This is a genomic window from Stenotrophomonas maltophilia group sp. msm1, assembly GCF_032025805.1.
GTDB lineage: Bacteria > Pseudomonadota > Gammaproteobacteria > Xanthomonadales > Xanthomonadaceae > Stenotrophomonas > Stenotrophomonas hibiscicola.
In genome coordinates this window covers 1,444,628-1,466,965 of sequence record NZ_JAVSKH010000002.1, presented here as the reverse complement: position 1 = coordinate 1,466,965, position 22,338 = coordinate 1,444,628, and the positions used below count along the sequence as shown (strand labels likewise).

Below are 22,338 nucleotides of genomic sequence, written 5' to 3'. Positions count from 1 at the left end.
CTCGGCTCTACAGGGGGGTGCATCGCAAACGGAAAGGGCCGGATCCGTGCGGATCCGGCCCTTTTCCGTTACTTGCTGGCCAGCTGGCGCAGCACGTACTGCAGCAGGCCACCATGGCGGAAGTACTCGACTTCCTTCGGGGTCAGCAGCATCACCGAGACCTCGAAGGTCTTCCTGGTGCCATCGGCCTTGGTCGCGGTGACCGTGGCGCGCTTGCTGGCACCGTCCTGCAGGCCGGTGATGTCGATCACTTCCGACCCGTCCAGACCCAGGCTCTGCGCATTCTCGCCGTTGCGGAACTGCAGCGGCAGCACGCCCATGCCGACCAGGTTGGAACGGTGGATGCGCTCGAAGCTCTCGGCGATGACCGCCTTCACTCCCAACAGCAGCGTGCCCTTGGCCGCCCAGTCGCGCGACGAGCCGGTGCCGTATTCCTTGCCGGCCAGCACCACCAGCGGCACCTTTTCAGCCTTGTACTTCATGGCCGCATCGTAGATCGCCAGCTTCTCCGGCTGACCGCCGCCGGCCGGGTAGTACAGGGTGTTGCCGCCTTCCTCGCCACCGAACATCAGGTTCTTGATGCGGATGTTGGCGAAGGTGCCGCGGACCATCACGTCATCGTTGCCGCGGCGGCTGCCGTAACTGTTGAAGTCGGCCGGCTGCACGCCGCGCTCCTGCAGGAAGCGGCCTGCCGGCGAGTCCTTCTTGATGTTGCCGGCCGGGGAGATGTGGTCGGTGGTGATCGAATCGCCGAACAGGCCCATCACGCGTGCACCGTGCACGTCGTCGATGCTGCCGGTCTGCATGGTCATGCCATCGAAGTACGGCGGGTTCTTGATGTAGGTGGAGGCATCGCTCCACTCGTACAGGTTGCCGTCTGGCGAGGCGATGGTGTTCCAGCGGGTGTCACCCTTGAACACGTCGGCGTAGTTCTGCTTGAACATCTCCGGGCCGATGGTCGCGGCGATGACATCGCCGATTTCCTTGTTGCTCGGCCAGATGTCGCGCAGGAACACCGGCTGGCCATCGCTGCCGGTACCGAGCGGCTGGGTGGTCAGGTCGATGTCGGTGGTGCCGGCGATGGCGTAGGCCACCACCAGCGGCGGGCTGGCCAGGTAGTTCATCTTCACTTCGGGGTGCACGCGGCCCTCAAAGTTGCGGTTGCCCGACAGCACCGAGGTGACCACAAGATCGCCGGCGGCGATGCCGGCGCTGACCTCGGTCGGCAGCGGGCCGGAGTTGCCGATGCAGGTGGTGCAGCCGTAGCCGACCACGTAGAAGCCGATCTTCTCCAGCTCCTTCAGCACGCCGGCCTTTTCCAGGTAGTCGGTGACCACGCGCGAGCCCGGCCCGAGCGAGGTCTTCACCCACGGCTGGCGGTTCAGGCCCTTGGCGGCCGCGTTGCGGGCCAGCAGGCCGGCGCCGATCATCACCGCCGGGTTGGAGGTGTTGGTGCACGAGGTGATGGCGGCGATGACCACCGCGCCGTCCTTCAGCCGCACCTTGCGGCCTTCGATCTCGATGTCGGCGAAGCCCTTGGCCAGCTGCTCGTTGCCGACCGCGGCGCCACCGCCTTCGTTGACGAAGGTAGCAACGTCCTCGCTGCGCTTGTCACGGTTGGCAGTCAGGCCGACCAGCGCTTCGCGGTAGTTCTTCTGCACGTCTTCGAGCAGGACGCGGTCCTGAGGACGCTTCGGGCCGGCCAGCGACGGCTTCACCGTGCCCATGTCCAGTTCCAGCGTGGTGCTGTACTGGGCATGCGGGCTGCCCGGTTCGTGCCACAGTCCTTGCGCTTTGGCATAGGCCTCGACAAGGTTGATCTGCTCTTCGCTTCGGCCGGACAGGCGCAGGTAGTTCAGCGATTCGGCGTCGATCGGGAAGATGCCGCAGGTGGCGCCGTATTCCGGGGCCATGTTGCCGATGGTGGCACGGTCGGCCAGCGGCAGGTGCTGCAGGCCATCACCGTAGAACTCGACGAACTTGCCGACCACGCCCAGCTTGCGCAGCATCTGGGTGACGGTCAGCACCAGGTCGGTGGCGGTGGCGCCCTCGGGCAGCTTGCCGGTCAGCTTGAAGCCGACCACCTGCGGGATCAGCATCGACGACGGCTGGCCGAGCATGGCCGCCTCCGCTTCGATGCCGCCCACGCCCCAGCCCAGCACGCCGATGCCGTTGATCATGGTGGTGTGGCTGTCGGTACCGAACACGGTATCCGGGTAGGCCACGGCCTTGCCATCCTTCTCCGCGGTCATCACCACGCGGGCGAGGTTTTCCAGGTTCACCTGGTGGACGATGCCGGTGTTGGGCGGCACCACCTTGAAGTTGTCGAAGGCCTTCTGGCCCCAGCGCAGGAAGCCGTAGCGTTCCTGGTTGCGCTGGAACTCGATCTTGCCGTTGAGGTCCAGCGCGTCGGGCTTGCCGAACACATCTACCTGCACCGAGTGGTCGATGACCAGTTCGGAGGGAATCTGCGGATTGATCTGCTCCGGCTTGCCGCCGAGCTTGACGACGGCGTCGCGCATCGCGGCCAGGTCGACCACGCAGGGCACGCCGGTGAAGTCCTGCAGGACCACGCGTGCGGGCATGAAGGCGATTTCGGTGTCCGGCTCGGCCGCCGGGTTCCAGCGGGCCACGGCTTCGATGTGGTCCTTGCCGACGGTGATGCCGCCATCCTCGTGCCGGAGCAGGTTCTCCAGCAGGATCTTCATCGAGTAGGGCAGGTGGGAGATATCGAAGCGCTGGCCCAGCGTGGGCAGGCTGAAGTAGTCGTACGTCTTGCCGCCGACGTTCAGCTGGCTGCGGGTGGAGAACGAATCGCTCATGCGGGGTAACTCCTTCTTGCGGATGGCTTGCAGTGGCCCGCGCATGGCGGGCCTGCTTGCGGTCGCCGCGGGCCTGACGGCCCCGGTCATCCCAGTATGAACCCCGGACTGAATGGGTTCATCCGGGCCGGGCCCCGACCTGCGGCATCGGTTCCAGACTACAGGGGGAGGTGTATGGCGTATGTCACGTTTGTGGCCGATCCTTTGCGAGGCAAGGGCTGGCGGGGTGCCGGTCCTGTTCAGGGTGGAAGTATGCCCGGGGAAGTATGTATAATTTGTGCATACTCTGGAGGGCCTACCGATGGAAGCCACTGTTGCAGAACGCGGACAGATCACCCTGCCCAAGGCGGTGCGTGATGCCCTCGGCCTGACCAAGGGCACGCTGCTGAAGGTCGAGCTGGACGGCAGCCGCATCATCCTGCGCAAGAGTGTTGACGACGCCATTTCACGGGCGCGCGGCAAGTTCGCGCTGGACGGCTTCGAGTCGTCCGATGCGGCGGTGCGCGCGGTGCGCGACGAGGAATAAGCCGTGATGATCGCCGTCGATTCACCGGTACTGGTCGAGCTGCTCAGCAATGGCCCGCAGGCCGATGCCGTGGAAGCCATCCTCCGGCAGAGCCTGGTCGGCGGCCGCGTGGTGGTCTGCGGCGCGACCCTGGCCGAAGTCTGCGCATCGCTGCGCGGCGGTGCCGAGGTGCTCGAAGCGCTGGAAGAAATGGGCGTGCACTTCAACCCGATGGAAGCCAAGTCGGCGCTGCGCGCCGGCGAGATGCACCGCCGTCATCGCCAGCGTGGCGGCAGCCGCCGCAGCCTGGACGAATTCATGGTCGGCGCCCACGCACTGCTGCAGTGTGACGGCCTGATCACCTGGAACGACACGTTTTACCGCGACTACTTCAAGGGCCTGAAGCTGATCGTGCCGCACGCCTGAGCCCACTTTGTTATTTCAACCTACGCATTACCCGGGAGTTGTCATGTTGGAAGCCTACCGCCACCACGTCGCCGAGCGCGCTGCGCTTGGCATCCCGCCGCTGCCGCTGAGCGCGCAGCAGACGGCCGATGTCATCGAACTGCTGAAGAACCCGCCGCAGGGCGAGGCCGAGTTCCTGCTCGACCTGCTGACCCATCGCGTGCCGGCCGGTGTCGATGACGCAGCCAAGGTCAAGGCGTCGTACCTGGCGGCGATCGCCTTGGGCAGCGAGCAGAACCCGCTGATCAGCCGTGAGCGCGCCACCGAACTGCTGGGCACCATGCTCGGCGGCTACAACGTTGCGCCGCTGATCCAGCTGCTGGACGACGCCAGCGTTGGCGCCATCGCTGCCAATGGCCTGAAGAACACCCTGCTGGTGTTTGATGCGTTCCATGACGTGCAGGAGAAGGCGAAGGCCGGCAACGCCAACGCCCAGGCCGTGCTGCAGAGCTGGGCCGAGGCCGAGTGGTTCACCAGCAAGCCGGAAGTGCCGCAGAGCCTGACCATCACTGTGTTCAAGGTGCCGGGCGAGACCAACACCGACGACCTGTCGCCGGCACCGGACGCGACCACCCGCCCGGACATTCCGATGCACGCGCTGGCGATGCTGAAGAACAAGCGCGACGACGCGCCGTTCACCCCGGAAGAAGACGGCAAGCGCGGCCCGATCCAGCAGATCCTGTCGCTGAAGGACAAGGGCCACCTGGTGGCCTACGTCGGCGACGTGGTCGGCACCGGCTCCTCGCGCAAGTCGGCCACCAACAGCGTGCTGTGGTGGACCGGCGATGACATTCCGTACATCCCGAACAAGCGCGCCGGTGGCGTGTGCCTGGGCGGCAAGATCGCGCCGATCTTCTACAACACCATGGAAGATGCCGGTGCGCTGCCGATCGAGCTGGACGTGTCGAAGATGGAGCACGGCGACGTCATCGAGCTGCGCCCGTACGAAGGCAAGGCGCTGAAGAACGGCGAGGTGATCGCCGAATTCCAGGTCAAGTCCGACGTGCTGTTCGACGAAGTGCGTGCGGGTGGCCGCATCCCGCTGATCATCGGCCGTGGCCTGACCGGCAAGGCGCGCGAAGCGCTGGGCCTGGCCCCGACCGACCTGTTCCGCCTGCCGGTGCAGCCGGCCGATACCGGCAAGGGCTTCTCGCTGGCGCAGAAGATGGTCGGCCGCGCCTGTGGCCTGCCGGAAGGCCAGGGCATGCGCCCGGGCACGTACTGCGAACCGAAGATGACCTCGGTCGGCTCGCAGGACACCACCGGCCCGATGACCCGTGACGAGCTGAAGGACCTGGCCTGCCTGGGCTTCTCGGCCGACCTGGTGATGCAGTCGTTCTGCCACACCGCCGCCTACCCGAAGCCGGTGGACGTGAAGACCCACCACACCCTGCCGGAGTTCATCTCCACCCGTGGCGGCGTCTCGCTGCGCCCGGGCGACGGCGTGATCCACAGCTGGCTCAACCGCATGCTGCTGCCGGACACCGTCGGTACCGGTGGTGACTCGCACACCCGTTTCCCGGTGGGCATTTCGTTCCCGGCCGGTTCGGGCCTGGTCGCCTTCGCCGCCGCCACCGGCGTGATGCCGCTGGACATGCCGGAGTCGGTGCTGGTGCGCTTCAAGGGCAAGATGCAGCCGGGCGTGACCCTGCGTGACCTGGTCAACGCGATCCCGCTGTACGCGATCAAGTCGGGCCTGCTGACCGTGGCCAAGGCCGGCAAGAAGAACATCTTCTCCGGCCGCATCCTGGAAATCGAAGGCCTGCCGGACCTGAAGGTCGAACAGGCGTTCGAACTGTCCGACGCCTCGGCCGAGCGTTCGGCGGCCGGTTGCTCGGTGCGCCTGAACAAGGAACCGATCATCGAGTACCTGACCAGCAACATCACCCTGCTGAAGTGGATGATTGCCGAGGGTTACCAGGATCCGCGCTCGCTGCAGCGCCGCATCGAGAAGATGGAAGCGTGGCTGGCCAACCCGCAGCTGCTGGAGCCGGATGCCGACGCCGAGTACGCCGCCGTCATCGAGATCGACCTGGCCGACATCCACGAGCCGATCGTGGCCTGCCCGAACGACCCGGACGACGTGAAGACCCTGTCCGAAGTGGCCGGCGCCAAGATCGACGAAGTGTTCATCGGTTCGTGCATGACCAACATCGGTCACTTCCGCGCCGCTGCGAAGCTGCTGGAAGGCAAGCGTGACCTGCCGACCCGCCTGTGGGTGGCCCCGCCGACCAAGATGGATGCCTCGGAGCTGACCAAGGAAGGCGTGTACGGCACCTTCGGCGCTACCGGCGCACGCATGGAAATGCCGGGCTGCTCGCTGTGCATGGGCAACCAGGCGCAGATCCGCGAAGGCTCCACCGCGATGTCGACCTCGACCCGCAACTTCCCGAACCGCCTGGGCCGCAACACCAACGTGTACCTGGGTTCGGCGGAACTGGCGGCGATCTGCTCGCGCCTGGGCCGCATCCCGACCAAGGAGGAGTACATGGCGGACATCGGCGTGATCAACGCCAATGGCGCGGAGATCTACCGCTACATGAACTTCGACCAGATCGAGGAATACCAGGACGTGGCCAAGACGGTCGCTGCCTGACGCGGTAACTGAAAACCCCCGGCTTGCGCCGGGGGTTTTTTGTGAGCGGACAACGCATGGGGGTGGCGGCTGCTGGCCGGCACCCCGATGAAACGAAGAACCCCCGGTGAAAGCCGGGGGTTCTTTCGTTGCCTGATGGCCTGTAGCGCCGTCCATGCTTGGCAGCTGTTCGCGCGATGCGCGATGAGTCGAGCGCGGCTCGACTCTACAAAGGCATCCACGCATGGCGTGGATCTACTGACCGCGGAGTCCTTGAGCCGCGGCGCGCTATCAGCCGCGAGCGAGCGCCAGCAGCCGCTCGGCAATCCGTTCCAGTGGAACCTGTTCCTCAGCGGCGCCGAGTTTGAACGCTGCACCGGGCATGCCCCAGACCACGCTGGTGGCCTCGTCCTGCACCAGTGTCGGCGCGCCGGCCTGGCGCATTTCCAGCAGGCCGCGTGCGCCGTCGTCACCCATGCCGGTGAGGATGGCCCCGATGGCATTGCCACCCGCGCTCTGCGCGACCGAGCGGAACAGCACGTCCACCGCCGGCTTGTGCCGGTTCACCGCCGGGCCATCGTCGATGCGGCAGCGCCAGCGTGCACCGTCGCGGATGATGCGCAGGTGCTTGCCGCCGGGTGGCAGGTAGGCATGGCCGGGCAGCACCGCTTCGCCGTCGCTGGCCTCGCGCACGGCCATCGCCGAATGGCGGTCCAGTCTCTCGGCGAAGGCGCTGCTGAAGCTGGCCGGCAGGTGCTGGGTCATCACCACGGCGGGCGCGTCGGCAGGCATGCCTTCCAGCACCACGCGCAGCGCTTCGGTGCCACCGGCCGACGAGCCGATCGCGATCAGGCGATCGGTGGTGCGGAACTGCGGCGAGGCAGCACGCGTTGCCGGCGCTGCGTCCAGCGTGAGCTTCGGGGCGGCCGCGCGCACCAGCGGTCGCACCCGCGAGCGCGCCGCCATCTTCACCTTGGCGATGATTTCGTCGGCGTAGCCCTGCAGGCCGCGTGCGACGTCCAGCTTGGGCTTGGATACGAAGTCCACCGCGCCCAGTGCCAGCGCCTGCAGCGTGGTGTCGGCGCCGCGTTCGGTCAGCGAAGAAATCATCACCACCGGCAGCGGGTGCAGCCGCATCAGGTTTTCCAGGAACGCCAGGCCGTCCATGCGCGGCATTTCCACGTCAAGCGTGATCACGTCCGGGGCCAGGCGCTTGATCTTCTCACGCGCCAGCAGCGGATCTGCGGCGGTGCCGACCACGTCGATGGCCGGGTCGCTGGACAGGATTTCCGTGAGCATCTGCCGCACGACGGCAGAGTCGTCGACGATCAGGACCCGGCAGGGGGCGTTGCCGGTCAGGGTCATTCGAACAACTCCACGCCGCCGGTGACCGGGGCCTTGGACAGACGTGCACGCACGGCCGATTCGGTGGCAGCCACTTCGGCTTCGTGGGCATGCGGCAGGCGCTGCACCACCACGCGGCCGGTATCGGCGAAGAACCAGATCTTGCGCGGATGGATGCCGCACAGGTCCTCGGCGATGATCGGGATATGCTCGGCCTGCAGGTACTGGCGCACGAACTCGGCGTTACGGGTACCGACCGGATTGCTGGTGAATCCCTTGAGCACGTTGGCGCCGCCGAACACCTTGGCCTCGATGCGCTTGCGGTGGGCGCCGCGCTTGAGCATGTCGTTGATCAGCAGTTCCATCGCGTAGCTGCCGTAACGCGCGGGCGCGCCGTCGCCGGCATTGCCCTCGGGGAGCAGGAAATGGTTCATGCCACCGATCTTCAGTACCGGGTCCCGCAGGCAGGCCGCCACGCAGGAACCCAGCGTGGTGGTCAGCGCGGTGGTGTCGTCCACCACCAGGTACTGGGTCGGCAGCAGCTTGGCGGCAATGGTCTGGAAGCGCGCATCCTGGTAGCGCATCACATCGTCGGTACGCAGCGAGGCGTTCATGCACCGGCCTTTGCCGCGCGGCGGTACAGGGTGCGGCCACAGGGCTGGATCAGGTCGGCGGCGTGCAGGTAGTTCTCCGAGTGTCCGGTGTAAAGCAGGCCGTCATCGGCCAGGTGCTGTACCAGCCGGCCGAGGATCGCGCGCTGGGTCGGCTTGTCGAAGTAGATCATCACGTTGCGGCAGAACAACGCATCGAACGGGCCGCCGACGTCGTAGCGCGGGGCAAGCAGGTTCAGTGGGCGGAACTCGATCAGCTCGCGCAGTGCCGGCAGCACGCGGCACTGGCCCTCGTTGGGGCCGCTGCCGCGCTGGAAGTAGCGCCGGCGCAGGTCCGGGTCGAGGTTGGTCACACGGTCGATGTTGTAGACACCTCGGCCGGCGGTGGCCAGCACCTGGGTGTCGACGTCGGTGGCGATGATGCGCACCGGCGGCTTCAGCGTACCGAAGGCCTCACAGGCGGTAATCGCCATTGAATAGGGTTCTTCGCCGGTGGACGCTGCGCACGACCACAACAGCAGCGGCGTGCGGCTGGAGCGCTGCTGCAGCTCCTCGCGCAGCTTGTCGAAGTGATGCGGTTCGCGGAAGAACGAGGTCAGGTTGGTGGTCAGGGCGTTGGTGAACGCCTGCCACTCGCCACCGTCTTCCTGTTCCAGATGGTCCAGGTACTGCTGGAAGCTGCGCATGCCCAGCGTGCGCAGGCGGCGCGACAGGCGGCCATAGACCATGTCGCGCTTTGCCGGCGCAAGCGCAATGCCCACGCGCTGGTAGATCAGGTCGCAGACGCGGCGGAAATCACGGTCGGCGAACTCGAATTCGCGTGGGCCGGTAACGATGGGAGTAGGACTTTGCACGGGGGACGTGTCCATCGGCGGGGGCGGCGGCCGAAGCCGCTGCGGGTGGGTCTCAGAATTCCTGCCAGTCGCTGTCGCTGGCGGCGAAGGTGCGGGCGTTGCTGCTGCGACGTACCGGCGCGGGCGTTCCGGTCGGCTGCGGACGTGCCACGGTGGTGATGCACGCCGATTCCACGCGTTCGGCGACAGCCTTCACTGCGGCGGAGACCTGGTTGTCGAGGCGGAAGATCGCCACGGCATCGGCCAGCTGCGCGGCCTGGTCTTCCATCGCACGCGCGGCGGCGGTGGCTTCCTCCACCAGCGCAGCGTTCTGCTGAGTGGTTTCGTCCATCTGCACCACGGTCTGGTTGACCTGCTCGATGCCGGCGCTCTGCTCCTGCGAAGCGGCAGAGATCTCGGCCATGATGTCGGTCACGCGCTGCACCGAGGCGACGATCTCGCCCATCGTGCTGCCGGCCTGGTGCACCAGGCTGGAGCCTTCGGTGACCTTGCCGACCGAATCGTCGATCAGGCCCTTGATCTCCTTGGCCGCAGCGGCCGAACGCTGGGCGAGGGTACGCACTTCGCTGGCGACCACGGCGAAGCCGCGACCCTGTTCACCGGCACGCGCGGCTTCCACGGCAGCGTTCAGCGCCAGGATGTTGGTCTGGAACGCGATGCCGTCGATCACCGAGATGATCTCGGCGATCTTTTTCGACGAGGCCTCGATGGCGGACATGGTACTGACCACCTGGCCGACCACGCTGCCGCCCTGGGAGGCAACAGACTGCGCGCCGATGGCGAGCTGGTTGGCCTGGCGGGCGTGTTCGGCATTCTGGCGCACGGTGGAGGTCAGTTCCTCCATCGAGGCTGCGGTTTCTTCCAGGTTGGCGGCCTGCTGCTCGGTGCGGCGTGACAGATCACTGTTGCCGGAGGCGATCTCGCCGGCGGCGAGCGTGATGCTCGAAGCGCTGGCCTGGATCTGGCCGACGATCTGGGTCAGCTGTGCGACGGTGGTGTTGGCATCGTCGCGCATCCGTGCGAACACGCCCTGGTAGTCGCCGTGCATGCGCGCGGTCAGGTCACCTTCGGCGATGGCCGACAGCAGCTGCGAGAGCTTGCCGAGGTTGTCATCGCTGACCGCCATCATCGCGTTGAGGTTTTCAAGCATGAGGCGGAAATCGTGATCGAAGCGCTGCGCGTCGCCACGGCGGCTGAAGTCGCCCGCGGCGGCGGCACTGGCCAGCTGCTTGATCTCGGCATTGATGCGGCCGAGGTTGGCCTTGACCGTGTCGACGGTGGTGGTCATTGCGGCCTTCTCGCCTGGGTAGCGCGCGATGTCGCGGCTGAGGTCGCCGACCGCGTACTGCTGCACCACATCCAGCACATCGTGCAGGGTCTGCACGTGGCTGCCGACCAGGGCGTTGGTCTCCTGCACCATCAGCCCATACTCACCGGGGAACGCACTGGCGTCGATGCGGTAGCTCAGTTCGCCGCCATCGTGGCGGCGGGCCATTTCGCGCTGGCCGTTGATTACTGCGTGCAGCTGCAGCTGCATGCCGGACATCGCCTCCAGCAGGCGGCCGGGCTCGTCGTGCGGCTGTGGGCCGATATGGCTGTCCAGCTTGCCGTTGGCGATGCCTTCGGCGACGGCGGTAGCCTGCTTCAGCGGGCGCGCGATACGGTTGCCGATGACCCAGCTCAGGGCCAGCACGATCAGCACCAGTACACCACCGGAGATCGCCATGATGGCGGTGAACACCAGCGCCTGCCGCTGCACGTCGTCCATGTAGACGCCGCTGCTGACCACCCAGTTCCACGGCGCGAACAGGCCGGCGTAGGCGACCTTCTCGACCTCGCCCTTGCTGCCCGGCTTGGCCCATCGATAGTTGACGAAGCCACCGCCGGCCTTGGCCGCTTCGACCTGGTCGTAATAGATGCGCACGCCGTCGTCGGTGCGGAAGTCCTTCATGTCCTTGCCGACCAGGTCCTTGCGGAACGGGTGCATCAGCAGGCGGTAGCCGGTGTCGTAGATGTTGAAGTAGTACGTATCGTTCTCGGCGCGCATCACTTCCAGGGCCTGCAACGCGGCGCTCTTCGCGGCGTCCTCGCTGAGTTCGCCGGTGCCGGCCAGACGGTGGTAGTGCTGAAGGATGCCGTAGCTGAGTTCGACCTGGGTCTTCAGCGCGGTCTTGCGGGTCTCGGTGAGGTCCAGGTACTGCATGCGGGCGGCGATCACCGAGAGCGCGATCACGCCGAGCGCGATGAGCAGCGTCAGCAGGTTGAGCTTGCGCCGGACGGAGAGATTGCTGAAGTAGTGTTGCCAGCGATGCAGGAGATTCATCGAGCAGGACCAGGTCGAAACGGGCGGGCGGCGCCGAGCCGGTCACGGCGGGACAAGCGGTGACAACCCCGTTATCGGCCGCTGGGGCGGGGGATTGAGGTGCGGTGTCGGAACGTATTCAGGTTTCCTTGCAGCGGCGGCTGCGGCGCTGCCTGCGGCAGGCTTTTGAAGCAACGGCAACGGCAGTTGGTCGGCTCTGAGTTTTCAGTGGGTGGCTGGGTCGGGGGGGGCTGGCGGGACACGCCGTAAACCCGTCCTTGGGGGCTCGATGGCGCCATCCATGGCGCCAACGGTCGCCAGCCCACCCCGACCCAGCCCTCCCGGCATTTCGGTGTCGGACGGCAAGAGCGTTGAGTTCCCAGGTGGAAAGAGGGGTCAGATCCGTTTTCCTGCGGAAAACGGATCTGACCCCGGATGCGGTGCGGCTGTTGCTCTTGCTCTTCTTTTTTCAATCCGGGGTGGACGCGCACGGAAATTTTCCGTGGCCGGGAGGGTGGGCTGCGCAGGGGCGTGAGCCGCATGGGCCCGAGGCATGCCTCGGGCGGGTTGGGCAGAACGCCCAACCCCGGTCTTGCCGTGTGCGCAGGACAGCGCACACGAGCAAGCGGTGACCGAGCCTACAAGGACGTATTCACGGCGTCCCCTGCGCAGCCCACCCTCTCGGCCAACCCTCAGTAACCCAGCGCTTCGACCGACCACCCCGAGGGGCTTCGCCGTTGGCTGGATATCCAGATACCCCGTAAACGAAAACGCCCCAGCGCAGGGCCGGGGCGTCTTCGTCCGTCAGGTCAGGCAGGCATCAGAACTCCTGCCAGTCTCCGTCGGCCAGTTCGGTGGCCATCGGGCGACCACCCGCGCTGCGGCGGGCGGGCGGGGCGGCCGGAGCCGGTGCCGCCGGTGCGGCAGCACGCGGGGCCGGGGCGGCGGCGCGCGCGGGGGCAACCACGGTATCGGTTTCGTCGACCACGAAGATCGACACGGCCTCGCTGAGGTGGCCGGCCTGTTCTTCCATGGCACGGGCGGCGGCGGTGGCTTCCTCCACCAGAGCAGCATTCTGCTGCGTGGTTTCGTCCATCTGCACCACGGTCTGGTTGACCTGCTCGATGCCGGCGCTCTGTTCCTGCGATGCGGCGGAGATCTCGGCCATGATGTCGGTCACGCGCTGCACCGAGGCGACGATCTCGCCCATGGTGGCGCCAGCCTTGTGCACCAGCGCCGAGCCGTCGTTGACCTTGCCGACCGAATCATCGATCAGGCCCTTGATCTCCTTGGCGGCAGCGGCCGAACGCTGGGCGAGGGTACGCACTTCGCTGGCAACCACGGCGAAGCCACGGCCCTGTTCGCCGGCACGGGCGGCTTCCACCGCGGCGTTCAGTGCCAGGATGTTGGTCTGGAACGCGATGCCGTCGATGACGCTGATGATCTCGGCGATTTTCTTCGACGAGGCTTCGATGGCCGACATGGTGGTAACCACCTGGCCGACCACCTCCCCGCCCTGCGAGGCGACGCCATGGGCGCCGATGGCGAGCTGGTTGGCCTGGCGGGCGTGTTCGGCGTTCTGGCGCACGGTGGAGGTCAGTTCCTCCATCGAGGCTGCGGTTTCCTCCAGGTTGGCGGCCTGCTGTTCGGTACGGCGCGACAGATCGCTGTTGCCCGAGGCGATCTCGCCGGCGGCCGAGCTGATCGCGCGGCTGGACTGCTTGATGCGGGTGACGATCTCGCTCAGCTGCGCGGCCGTGGCGTTGGCATCGTCGCGCATACGGGCGAACACACCCTGGTAGTCGCCATGCATGCGCACGGTCAGGTCACCCTGCGACAGTGCGGCGAGCAGGCCGGAGATCTGTTCGATGCTGCCGGCGTTGGCGTCCAGCAGGCCGTTGATCTGCTGGGCCAGCTGCAGGAAGAAGCCTTCCTTGTCGGTGGCGTCAATGCGGCCAGACAGGTCGCCGGCGGCGGCCTGGGCGATCACGCGGGCCACTTCCGCTTCAACCTGCGCTTCCTGGGTACGGTCGCGCCATTCCACCACGTAGCCGACAGTGTCACCGTCCTCATTGCGGATGGTCGAGACGACCTGGGCAAACTGGGCGTCGCCATACTGCATCGGGCGGCGGGCGACACCGTGCGCCTTCAGGTTGCCCAGCAGGGTCTGGTCCATTTCGCCACGGTGCTCAAGCACGGTGACCGGCTTGCCGATCAGCGAGGCCTGGGCATCGAAGTCAGGCAGGTCGCGGCGGACGTCGTCCTGGTACTGGCTCAGGGTCTGCTGCAGGGCGCGATTGGTGTAAACGATGGTGTTGCTGGTATCAGTCAGGTACACGCCGGTGGAGCTGTAATCCAGCGCGGTGCGGATGCGCAGGTTCTCGCGGGCGACCGCCTGGTCGGTCTCGATGCGTTCGCGCAGGTCGCGCTGCATGCGCTGCATGGCCTGCATCAGTTCGCCTACCTCGTCCTGGCGGCTGACGTCGATATGGCCATCGAGCTTGCCACCGGCGACGTCGTTGGCGACCGAGACGGCGCCGCGCACGCTGCCGACCAGTGCGCGGGCGAACAGCCAGACCAGCACCAGGCCGAGCGCGGCGCCACCCAGCAGGGCGATCACGGTCAGCACGGCCGAGGCGGAATAGGTGGACGCGGCCTGTTCGCGCGAGGCGCGGGCCAGGCGGTTGTCTTCGGCGATCAGCGCTTCCAGTGCCGAGGCGGCCTTGCGGTGCTTGGTGCGGGTTTCGCCGACGAAGGTATCGATGGCATCGTCCGGCAGGTCCAGTTCCAGCATCTCGGTGACACTGTCATAGGAGGCCAGGGCGTCCTTCCACTCCTTGGCGAAGGTGTCGAACAGCTTCTTCTGCTGCGCGTTGTCGACCAGCTTCGGGTACTCCTTGATCGACTTGTCCATGCTCGCGCGCAGCTCGACGCCCTGCTTGCGCGCATCGGACTTGACATCGTCGCTGGCCCGGATCAGTTGCTGGTAGGCGGCATTGCGGTATTCGCCCAGCATGCCGCGCATCTCGCCGGCGAGGCGGATGCTCTCCATGCGTGAACCGGCCAGCTCGGTGGTGACGTTGTTCAGCGAATGCAGGCCGCGATAGGCGACGATGCCCTGCAACAGCATCACCAGCAGGAGGACGCCGAAAGTCAGCAGCAGCTTCGGCATCAGTTTCAGGTTGTTGATCCACGGCATGGGCGTTGCGAGCTCCTAAGGCAGACGCGCCCGGGCATCGGGCCCGGTTGCAGCAGAAACCACGCCGGCACCAGCACCGGCGTGGTCCGACGGACAGCGGATTACTTGATGTTGGCCAGCTTCAGGCCAGCGGGCGAGCTGACTTCGATTTCCGCGCGCGAGGCGTCACGCTGGATCTTGCCGATCACGCAGACGGTCTTGCCTTCCAGGGTTTCCAGCGGGAAGGAGAACTTGCTGCGGTTCTCGCCGGCGATGCGGGCCGAGAAGGTGTGGCGCGGGAAGGCGCCGCCCATGTAAAGGAAGGTCGGCTGGCCTTCGGAACCTTCTGCGTAGCGGGCCTTTTCGACCTTGCCGCAGACCATGCCGTCCTTGCCGACCGAGCGCGGTGCCAGTTCCGGCGGGATCATGTCGGCCGACTGGGCGAACGCGGAGGAAGCGGTGGTGGCCAGGACAGCGGCCGAAACGAACGCAAGCAGGGACTTCATCGAGGTATATCTCCGGGGATGGTGATGGTCGTTCCGGTTCCGCGCGCTCCTGCGCGACCGGCTTCTGTCCCCCTATCGGCACTGCCGGGGAGAACTGAAGGGTTTTGTGACCGGAACGTGAAGCAGGTCCGCTCGGTCAGGCAGCAGCGTCTTCGGCAAGGGCGTTCTGCCCCATGTCGGCGCTGTCGAGCAGGGTCTCGATGTCCAGCAGGATCAGCATGCGGTCGTCGTGGGTGCCGATGCCGGAGATGAAGCGGGTGTCGACGGCAGGGCCGAATTCCGGGGTCGGACGGATCTGCTCGGCCGACAGCGGGATGACGTCCGAAACGCTGTCGACCACGATGCCGACCACGCGGTCTTCGACGTTCAGCACGATCATCACGGTGAAGGCGTCGTAGCGGGCATTGTCCAGGCGCAGCTTCAGGCGCAGGTCGATGACCGGCACGATGGTGCCGCGCAGGTTGATCACGCCCTTGATGTAGTCCGGTGCATCCGGCACCCGGGTGACGGCGTCGTAGCCGCGGATTTCCTGCACCTTGAGGATGTCCACGCCGTAGTGCTCGTCACCAAGGGTGAAGCTGAGGAATTCGCCACCGGCGCTGGCGGCGGAGTTGGTCTTGTCGTTCATCGAGGGGTCCTGGTTCTGCCGGAAGTCCCGGTGTCAGGCTCGATATCGGCCCCGCCGGGGGGGACTTTAGGTGCCGGCTCGGAGGCATCCGCGCATGGCGTGGGTCTGCCGAGGATCGGTAGTGCCGGCCGCTGGCCGGCAACGGCAATATGCGGGTTGCCGGCCAGCGGCCGCCACTAACCCATTGAACGCGCCCTACAGCTCGCCGTTGCGGCGTGCCTTGCGCTGGCGGTCGATGCGGAAGATGTAGCGCTGGATGGCGCTGTCGGCGCCGCGCGGCAGGGTGTCAAAGCGCATGCCTACCCGCTTGATCTCGATCCCGTTGGGTTGGCGCTGCGGCAACAGGTTGCAGACAACCAGCCCGATCTCCAGGTCCGGGCCGTCGGGCAACGACAGCAGCGCCGGGTAGCGCTTCTGCAGGCTGAACACTGCGCAATCGGTTGGCACGGCGACCGCCAGGCCGCCGCCACTGATGTCCACCACCCGCATCGACAGGGCGTCGGCGCGGCTCTCGCCGGCGGGGATCAGCAGTTGGGGCGAATCGGTGACGGGGGTTTCCAGCCGGTACATCTCACGGCGTTGCAGATGCACCAGTTCGTCCGGAAAGGGGGCGCGGAAGGCAACGTGCCCATCGTTGTCCACGCGCTCCAGCGCGTGCAGGCGGAACCGCACGAGGACACGCTCGAGCTGGGCGAAGCACAGCAGATGGTCGGCCTGTTCGGCGGCGCGATTGGAAGCCTCCTGCAGGCTGCCATCGAGCAGCAGGTAGTCTTCATCCTCTTCGAGTTCGAGCAGTGCGGTCGGGAACGACCGGTCGCGGCCGTCGATATGGGCATTGATCAGTGATCGCTGGTCGATCAGCGAGCGCAGCAGCTGGCGCAACTGGCGCGGGTTGCGGACCAGGAAACGTTCGTCGGCGGCATCAGCCGCGTGGACATCATGCACTGCAGTGTCGTTGCCGTCGGACATGGAATCTACGGTCAGGGGCGGGCGCCAGCACGCGTTGGCGCGAGGCTCGATGGGGATATCGGCCTCTGCACCGGATTATGAAGTGGGATTTGCATCACTTTCCATGCGTAAGGGGCCAGACCCCTCTCCCGAGGGAGAAGGGTCCGACCCTGGCGACATCAGAACTCCTGCCAGTCGCCGTCTGCAGCCAGCGCCGACTGGGCTGTCCCGGTGCGCATCGTACGTGCCGGGGCCGCCTTCACGGCCGGTGCGGCAGCTGCGACCTGGCGCGGTACCGGCGCCGCCAGCGGACGCGCCGGAATGGCCGTCGTGCCCTGCGATGCCAGCCGGAAGCGGGCCACGGCTTCGCCCAGCTGCACGGCCTGGTCTTCCATCGCACGCGCGGCGGCGGTGGCTTCCTCCACCAGCGCAGCGTTCTGCTGGGTGGTTTCGTCCATCTGAACCACGGTCTGGTTGACCTGCTCGATGCCGGCGCTCTGCTCCTGCGATGCGGCGGAGATCTCGGCCATGATGTCGGTCACGCGCTGCACCGAGGCGACGATCTCGCCCATCGTGCTGCCGGCTTGGTGCACCAGGCTGGAGCCTTCGGCGACCTTGCCTACCGAGTCGTCGATCAGGCCCTTGATTTCCTTGGCGGCGGCGGCCGAGCGCTGGGCGAGGGTACGCACTTCGCTGGCAACCACGGCGAAGCCACGGCCCTGTTCGCCGGCACGGGCGGCTTCCACCGCGGCGTTCAGTGCCAGGATGTTGGTCTGGAACGCGATGCCGTCGATGACGCTGATGATCTCGGCGATTTTCTTCGACGAGGCTTCGATGGCCGACATGGTGGTAACCACCTGGCCGACCACCTCACCGCCCTGCGAGGCGACGCCATGGGCGCCGATGGCGAGCTGGTTGGCCTGGCGGGCGTGTTCGGCGTTCTGGCGCACGGTGGAGGTCAGTTCCTCCATCGAGGCGGCAGTCTCTTCCAGGTTGGCGGCCTGCTGCTCGGTACGGCGCGACAGGTCGCTGTTGCCGGACGCGATCTCGCCAGCGGCGAGGGTGATGCTGGAGGCACTGGCCTGGATCTGGCTGACGATCTGGGTCAGCTGTGCGACGGTGGTGTTGGCGTCGTCGCGCATGCGCGCGAACACGCCGTTGAACTGGCCGTCCATGCGTGCGGTCAGGTCGCCGGCGGCGATCGACTGCAGCAGCTGCGAGAGCTGGCCGAGGTTGCCGTCGGCCACCTGCATCATGCTGTTGAGCTGCTCGATCATCACGCGGAAATCGTGATCGAAGCGCTGCGCGTCACCGCGCTGGCTGAAGTCGCCCGCAGCGGCGGCCGAGGCCAGGTGCTGGATCTGCGTGTTGATGGCCAGCAGGCTGGCCTTGGCGGCGTCCATCGATTCGTGCAGGATCGCGCGGCTGCCTGGCAGGCGGCGGGCGTCCGGAGCAAGGTTGCCGATGGCGTACTGGTTGAGCACTTCAATGGCATCGACGATCGCATCGAGGTGTTCGAAGATCACCGTGTTGATGCCGCTGGCCAGCTGGCCGTAGACGCCCGGGAAGTCTTCCGGAATACGGTGGCTGATGTCCGGGCCGGCATGCATCTGTGCCATCAGCTGCGTCTGCTCGCTGAAACGGCGCAGCATTGCGGTCATTTCGGCCGTGGCCGTAAGCATCCTGCCGGCTTCGTCCCTGCTGGTGGCCTGGGTGCTGACGCTGAGATCGCCGCGGGCGACCGCCTGGATGGCATGCACGGCCTTGCCCAGCGGGCCGGTGACCGCGCGCGAGATGACGATGGCCAGCGCGGCGGCCACCAGCGACAGCAGGATGATGCAGCCGATGATGGCGATCATGCTGTTGCGATGGGTGGCGTTGGCGTCGGCGATCTTGCCGTCCATCTGCCCGGCGATATGGGCGCCCAGTGCCTTCATCGCAGCGAACAGGTCGCGGCGCGCCGGGCGTGACTGCTCGTCGGAGATCTGCCGCGCCAGGACGCCGTCACCGGCGGTCACGGCGTCGCGCATCGCCTTGTTGGCGGCGAAGTAGCGATCCAGTTGCGCGCTGGCTGCGCGATACAGTTCACGCTCCTTGTCCAGCGCCGGCAGCGCCGCGTACGCCGCCAGTTCGTCATGTACGGCCTTGGCGGTGTCGTCCATGCGCTTGTTGTAGTCGGCCACCTTTTCCGGCTGGTCGAGCATGCTCAGCTGGGCCAGTTCGTAGGTGCGGAACTCCCCGAGCTGCGAGCGCGCCTCGCCCAGGTGCTGGACCGAGGGGATATCGTTGCCAGCCATGTCGCGTAGCTGCGCGTTGGCTTCGCTCAGTCGCAGCAGGGCGAACGCGCCGAGGATCAGGGTCATCAACGTGGTGAGGGTGAACCCCACAGCCAGCTTGCGGGCGATGGGCAGATCTTGGAACCACTTCATGCAGGGTGCTCCAGGTGGGCAGAGTGCCGGCGTCTGTGCGCCGGTTTGGGGGTGGTTGCAGAGCGAACGGTGGTTCCCGGTGGGGTTCGGTGACGGCCGTCAATGCGAAATAGCGGCGCAGTCTCGATGGACTTTATGGACGCAGATCACATTCGGATGCGTAGGGAGGGCAGCACGGAAGCGTTGCAGCGACGCGGTTTTCGATTGGATGAAGTGGTTGCGACAGCAACTAGCGTGCCGACGGAGTTCACGATTTGGTTTCGGGGTACCGTCCCGCAGTCAGATTCCGTTCCTGCGGAAGGGAATCTGACCCCCCTGGCAGGCCGAACACAAACGAAAACCGCCGCCCCGAGGGGCGGCGGTCCATGGTTCGCATGCAGCGTGGATCAGGCCGCCTGCGGCATCCGCAGCGAGCGCACCAACCCACCGATGTCGACGATCAGCGCGACCCGGCCGTCGCCGAGGATGGTGGCGCCGGATACTCCGCCGATGCGGCGGTAGTTGTTCTCGATGTTCTTCACCACGACCTGCTGCTGGCCGACCAGTTCGTCCACCTCCAGCGCGATCTTCTGGCCATCACCTTCGACCACCACCACCAGCGATTCGCTGCCGGGTGCGCGGTTGCCGTAGCCGTAGTACTCGCTCAGCGAGAGGATCGGCAGGTACTCGCCACGCACGCGCAGCACGCGGCCCTCGCCGGCCATGCTGCGGATGTCCTCGGCCTGCGGCTGCAGCGCCTCCAGCACGTACGCCAAGGGCAGGATCAGGGTTTCGCCGGCCACCGCTACGGTCATGCCGTCGAGGATGGCCAGGGTCAGCGGCAGGCGGATCAGCGTGCGGGTGCCGGTACCGAGGCTGCTTTCGATCTGCACCTCGCCGCCCAGTGCCTGGATGTTGCGGCGGACCACGTCCATGCCGACACCACGCCCGGACAGGTCGGTGACCGCATCGGCCGTGGAGAAGCCTGGCTGGAAGATCAGGTCCCAGACCTGCGAATCGGTCGGGTTGTCCGGCACGGCCAGGCCGCGTTCGTGAGCCTTGGCCAGGATCTTGGCGCGGTCCAGGCCACGGCCATCGTCGCTGACTTCGATGACGATATGGCCGCCCTGATGCGAGGCCGCCAGGGTGATCGTGCCGGTCTCGTCCTTGCCTGCACCGCGGCGGACGTCGGGCATTTCCAGGCCGTGGTCGATCGAGTTGCGCACCAGGTGCACCAGCGGATCGGCGATCTTCTCGATCAGGCCCTTGTCCAGCTCGGTACCTTCGCCGACGGTGCGCAGGCGCACCTGCTTGCCGAGGCGGCTGGACAGGTCGCGGACCAGGCGCGGGAAGCGGCGGAACACCGCATCGACGGGCAGCATGCGCACGCCGATCACCGCTTCCTGCAGGTCGCGTGTGTTGCGTTCAAGCTGGTCCAGGCCGGCGAACAGGCTTTCGGCGTGGACCGGGTCCAGTGCGTGCGAGACCTGCTTGAGCATGGCCTGGGTGATGACCAGTTCGCCGACCAGGTTGATCAGCGCATCGACCTTGTCGACGCTGACGCGGATCGAGGTTTCCGCTTCCTGGCTGGCACCACCGCTGGCGGCAGGCACGGCCGGTGCCGACGGTGCCGCTGCGACCGGAGCGGGGGCCGCTGCGGCCGGGGCCTGGGTGGCCAGGCTTGGCGGCGCGGCCGGTCGGATGTCCAGTTCGCAGTCGTCCAGCACCCAGGCGAAGGTGTCTTCGATCTTGCTGCGCGGCACCTTGCCGACCAGGCCCAGATCCCACGCCAGGTGGGCCTCCAGCGGGTCGAGCTGGGCGAAGCCGGGCAGGCGTTCCATGCGCGCGGCGACCTGCAGCGAGCCGAGGTGTTCCAGCTCGCGGATGATGCGCAGCGGGTCGTTGCCGCTCATGAACAGCGACGGCGCCGGAGTGAAACCGATCTGCCAGGCTTCGGGGGTATCGTCCACCTTGGCCGCTGCCGCGACCGGAGCGCTCGATGCGGCCTGGCCGGAGAGAACGGCTTCCAGGCGCGCCTTCACTGCGGCGACAGCGGCGGGGTCGGCAGCCTGGCCGTGTTCGGCTTCGCGCAGCAGGGCGCGAAGCACGTCCACCGAAGACAGCATGGCGTCGACGGCATGGCCTTCCAGCGCCCGCTTGCCGGCACGCAGCTCATCGAGCAGCGTTTCCAGCACGTGGGTCAGGCCGGCGATGGCATCGAAGCCGAAGGTGCCGGCGCCGCCCTTGATCGAGTGGGCGGCGCGGAACACCGAATTGATGATCTCCGCGTCCTGCTGCCCCGATTCCAGGGCCAGCAGGCCAGCCTCCATCGCGTCGAGGCCTTCGCGGCTCTCCTCGAAGAAGGTGGCGTGGAAGCGTTGCAGGTCCATGCTCATGGCAGTGGCGGTCCGGAAGCGAAGAAGGGGAGCGGTGCGGGGCGATCAGCCCAGCACTTTCTGCACGGTGGCGACCAGCTGTTCGGGATTGAACGGCTTGACCAGCCAGCCGGTGGCACCGGCGGCCTTGCCTTCGGACTTCTTGTCGGCGGCCGATTCGGTGGTCAGCATCAGCAGCGGGGTGAACTTGTAGTCCGGCAGCTGGCGCAGTTCGCGGATCAGCGCGATGCCGTCCATGTTCGGCATGTTGACGTCGGTGACCACCGCGTTGAAGCGCTGGCCCTTGGCGCGACCCAGCGCGACCGCGCCGTCTTCGGCTTCTTCGACGGCAAAACCGGCCGAGGTGAGGGCGAAGGAAACCATCTGGCGCATCGACGCCGAATCGTCCACCACCAAGATACGTGCGCTCATGCAGCGTTCTCCACAGATTTCAGGTTGTCATGGGTTGCGTCCAGGCCCAGGGCCTGGGTGACGCCCAGCAGGCGCGCGGCGTCACGGAAGGTTGCGGTGCAACCGTGGAAGCCGGTGCCCAGGCCTGCCTCGCGGCGGGCCTGCACGAATGCACACAGCACCTGCACGGCGGCCGTGTGGATGCGGGCGACCTGGCTTGCATCCAGGGTCAGCTCGCCTGCCTGCGCCACCAGCGGGGCGAGGCGGTTCTTGAGCTCGGTGCTGCTCTCGATGCCGAGATCCCCACCCAGTTCGACAGTGCTCATCGTTGCTCCGGACAAACGGTTCCGTGATCCATAACGGCACCCCGGCAGGGTTCTTTAGGGGAATCGACGCGGTGCGCCGA

Annotated in this window: 16 protein-coding genes; 3 read left to right on the top strand and 13 right to left on the bottom strand. The window is 66.7% G+C overall.

Going from position 1 to position 22,338, the window contains the following annotated elements:
* Nucleotides 1-68: 68 nt before the first annotated feature.
* The gene (gene acnA / locus ROV95_RS14435) at nt 69-2,822 is read right to left on the bottom strand and encodes an aconitate hydratase AcnA (protein WP_207050142.1); all 2,754 of its coding nucleotides are present in this window, start codon (nt 2,820-2,822) and stop codon (nt 69-71) included.
* Between the two features lie 301 nt (nt 2,823-3,123).
* On the opposite strand from acnA, the gene ROV95_RS14430 reads away from it, so the two are divergent.
* The 3 genes from ROV95_RS14430 to acnB are packed head-to-tail and all read left to right on the top strand — an operon-like array spanning nt 3,124 to nt 6,388.
* Nucleotides 3,124-3,348, top strand: a complete 225-nt coding sequence (locus tag ROV95_RS14430; protein ID WP_005409505.1) for an AbrB/MazE/SpoVT family DNA-binding domain-containing protein — start codon at nt 3,124-3,126, stop codon at nt 3,346-3,348.
* A 6-nt stretch (nt 3,349-3,354) separates the two neighbouring features.
* Entirely contained in the window at nt 3,355-3,753 is a 399-nt protein-coding gene (locus ROV95_RS14425) for a type II toxin-antitoxin system VapC family toxin (RefSeq protein ID WP_005416402.1), read from the top strand.
* A 43-nt stretch (nt 3,754-3,796) separates the two neighbouring features.
* Entirely contained in the window at nt 3,797-6,388 is a 2,592-nt protein-coding gene (gene acnB / locus ROV95_RS14420) for a bifunctional aconitate hydratase 2/2-methylisocitrate dehydratase (RefSeq protein WP_312544988.1), read from the top strand.
* Between the two features lie 270 nt (nt 6,389-6,658).
* Here the strand turns inward: acnB and ROV95_RS14415 are convergent, their stop codons facing one another.
* From ROV95_RS14415 to ROV95_RS14360, 12 genes are all read right to left on the bottom strand, one after another.
* Complete coding sequence (locus tag ROV95_RS14415; RefSeq protein WP_251103197.1) at nt 6,659-7,732, bottom strand: chemotaxis response regulator protein-glutamate methylesterase; 1,074 nt, start codon at nt 7,730-7,732, stop codon at nt 6,659-6,661.
* Complete coding sequence (cheD, locus tag ROV95_RS14410) at nt 7,729-8,325, bottom strand: chemoreceptor glutamine deamidase CheD (protein WP_014037083.1); 597 nt, start codon at nt 8,323-8,325, stop codon at nt 7,729-7,731. The genes ROV95_RS14415 and cheD overlap by 4 nt, the downstream gene beginning before the upstream one ends.
* Nucleotides 8,322-9,191 (bottom strand): CheR family methyltransferase, encoded by an 870-nt coding sequence (locus ROV95_RS14405; RefSeq protein WP_312544987.1) that lies wholly within the window; start codon nt 9,189-9,191, stop codon nt 8,322-8,324. The genes cheD and ROV95_RS14405 overlap by 4 nt, the downstream gene beginning before the upstream one ends.
* A 37-nt stretch (nt 9,192-9,228) precedes the next feature.
* Complete coding sequence (locus ROV95_RS14400) at nt 9,229-11,499, bottom strand: methyl-accepting chemotaxis protein (protein WP_312544986.1); 2,271 nt, start codon at nt 11,497-11,499, stop codon at nt 9,229-9,231.
* Between the two features lie 799 nt (nt 11,500-12,298).
* Nucleotides 12,299-14,677, bottom strand: a complete 2,379-nt coding sequence (locus tag ROV95_RS14395; RefSeq protein ID WP_171953139.1) for a methyl-accepting chemotaxis protein — start codon at nt 14,675-14,677, stop codon at nt 12,299-12,301.
* A 101-nt stretch (nt 14,678-14,778) separates the two neighbouring features.
* Nucleotides 14,779-15,162 (bottom strand): hypothetical protein, encoded by a 384-nt coding sequence (locus ROV95_RS14390; RefSeq protein ID WP_021202161.1) that lies wholly within the window; start codon nt 15,160-15,162, stop codon nt 14,779-14,781.
* A 136-nt stretch (nt 15,163-15,298) separates the two neighbouring features.
* Nucleotides 15,299-15,790 (bottom strand): chemotaxis protein CheW, encoded by a 492-nt coding sequence (locus tag ROV95_RS14385; RefSeq protein ID WP_312544983.1) that lies wholly within the window; start codon nt 15,788-15,790, stop codon nt 15,299-15,301.
* 195 nt (nt 15,791-15,985) lie between these two features.
* Nucleotides 15,986-16,759 carry a flagellar brake protein gene (locus ROV95_RS14380; protein ID WP_312544982.1) on the bottom strand — a complete coding sequence of 258 codons (774 nt, stop codon included), beginning with the start codon at nt 16,757-16,759 and terminating at the stop codon, nt 15,986-15,988.
* A gap of 158 nt (nt 16,760-16,917) precedes the next feature.
* Nucleotides 16,918-19,167, bottom strand: coding sequence for a methyl-accepting chemotaxis protein (locus tag ROV95_RS14375; RefSeq protein ID WP_312544981.1), 2,250 nt, complete (start codon nt 19,165-19,167; stop codon nt 16,918-16,920).
* 386 nt (nt 19,168-19,553) lie between these two features.
* Entirely contained in the window at nt 19,554-21,542 is a 1,989-nt protein-coding gene (locus ROV95_RS14370; RefSeq protein WP_058980002.1) for a chemotaxis protein CheA, read from the bottom strand.
* Between the two features lie 45 nt (nt 21,543-21,587).
* Nucleotides 21,588-21,953: a response regulator gene (locus ROV95_RS14365; protein ID WP_005409521.1), complete on the bottom strand. Its 366-nt coding sequence runs from the start codon at nt 21,951-21,953 to the stop codon at nt 21,588-21,590.
* Nucleotides 21,950-22,258: an STAS domain-containing protein gene (locus ROV95_RS14360; RefSeq protein WP_019659587.1), complete on the bottom strand. Its 309-nt coding sequence runs from the start codon at nt 22,256-22,258 to the stop codon at nt 21,950-21,952. Before ROV95_RS14360 ends, ROV95_RS14365 begins: the two co-directional genes overlap by 4 nt.
* Nucleotides 22,259-22,338 lie beyond the last annotated feature (80 nt).

What these genes read in the sequence shown, in the direction of transcription:
- ROV95_RS14370 (WP_058980002.1), bottom strand. Translation starts at nt 21,542, where the DNA reads ATGAGCATGGACCTGCAACGCTTCCACGCCACCTTCTTCGAGGAGAGC.
- acnB (WP_312544988.1), top strand. Translation starts at nt 3,797, where the DNA reads ATGTTGGAAGCCTACCGCCACCACGTCGCCGAGCGCGCTGCGCTTGGC.
- ROV95_RS14360 (WP_019659587.1), bottom strand. Translation starts at nt 22,258, where the DNA reads ATGAGCACTGTCGAACTGGGTGGGGATCTCGGCATCGAGAGCAGCACC.
- ROV95_RS14385 (WP_312544983.1), bottom strand. Translation starts at nt 15,790, where the DNA reads ATGAACGACAAGACCAACTCCGCCGCCAGCGCCGGTGGCGAATTCCTC.
- ROV95_RS14400 (WP_312544986.1), bottom strand. Translation starts at nt 11,499, where the DNA reads ATGAATCTCCTGCATCGCTGGCAACACTACTTCAGCAATCTCTCCGTC.
- ROV95_RS14425 (WP_005416402.1), top strand. Translation starts at nt 3,355, where the DNA reads ATGATCGCCGTCGATTCACCGGTACTGGTCGAGCTGCTCAGCAATGGC.
- ROV95_RS14430 (WP_005409505.1), top strand. Translation starts at nt 3,124, where the DNA reads ATGGAAGCCACTGTTGCAGAACGCGGACAGATCACCCTGCCCAAGGCG.
- ROV95_RS14380 (WP_312544982.1), bottom strand. Translation starts at nt 16,759, where the DNA reads ATGTCCGACGGCAACGACACTGCAGTGCATGATGTCCACGCGGCTGAT.
- ROV95_RS14415 (WP_251103197.1), bottom strand. Translation starts at nt 7,732, where the DNA reads ATGACCCTGACCGGCAACGCCCCCTGCCGGGTCCTGATCGTCGACGAC.
- cheD (WP_014037083.1), bottom strand. Translation starts at nt 8,325, where the DNA reads ATGAACGCCTCGCTGCGTACCGACGATGTGATGCGCTACCAGGATGCG.
- ROV95_RS14405 (WP_312544987.1), bottom strand. Translation starts at nt 9,191, where the DNA reads ATGGACACGTCCCCCGTGCAAAGTCCTACTCCCATCGTTACCGGCCCA.
- ROV95_RS14390 (WP_021202161.1), bottom strand. Translation starts at nt 15,162, where the DNA reads ATGAAGTCCCTGCTTGCGTTCGTTTCGGCCGCTGTCCTGGCCACCACC.
- ROV95_RS14395 (WP_171953139.1), bottom strand. Translation starts at nt 14,677, where the DNA reads ATGCCGTGGATCAACAACCTGAAACTGATGCCGAAGCTGCTGCTGACT.
- ROV95_RS14365 (WP_005409521.1), bottom strand. Translation starts at nt 21,953, where the DNA reads ATGAGCGCACGTATCTTGGTGGTGGACGATTCGGCGTCGATGCGCCAG.
- acnA (WP_207050142.1), bottom strand. Translation starts at nt 2,822, where the DNA reads ATGAGCGATTCGTTCTCCACCCGCAGCCAGCTGAACGTCGGCGGCAAG.
- ROV95_RS14375 (WP_312544981.1), bottom strand. Translation starts at nt 19,167, where the DNA reads ATGAAGTGGTTCCAAGATCTGCCCATCGCCCGCAAGCTGGCTGTGGGG.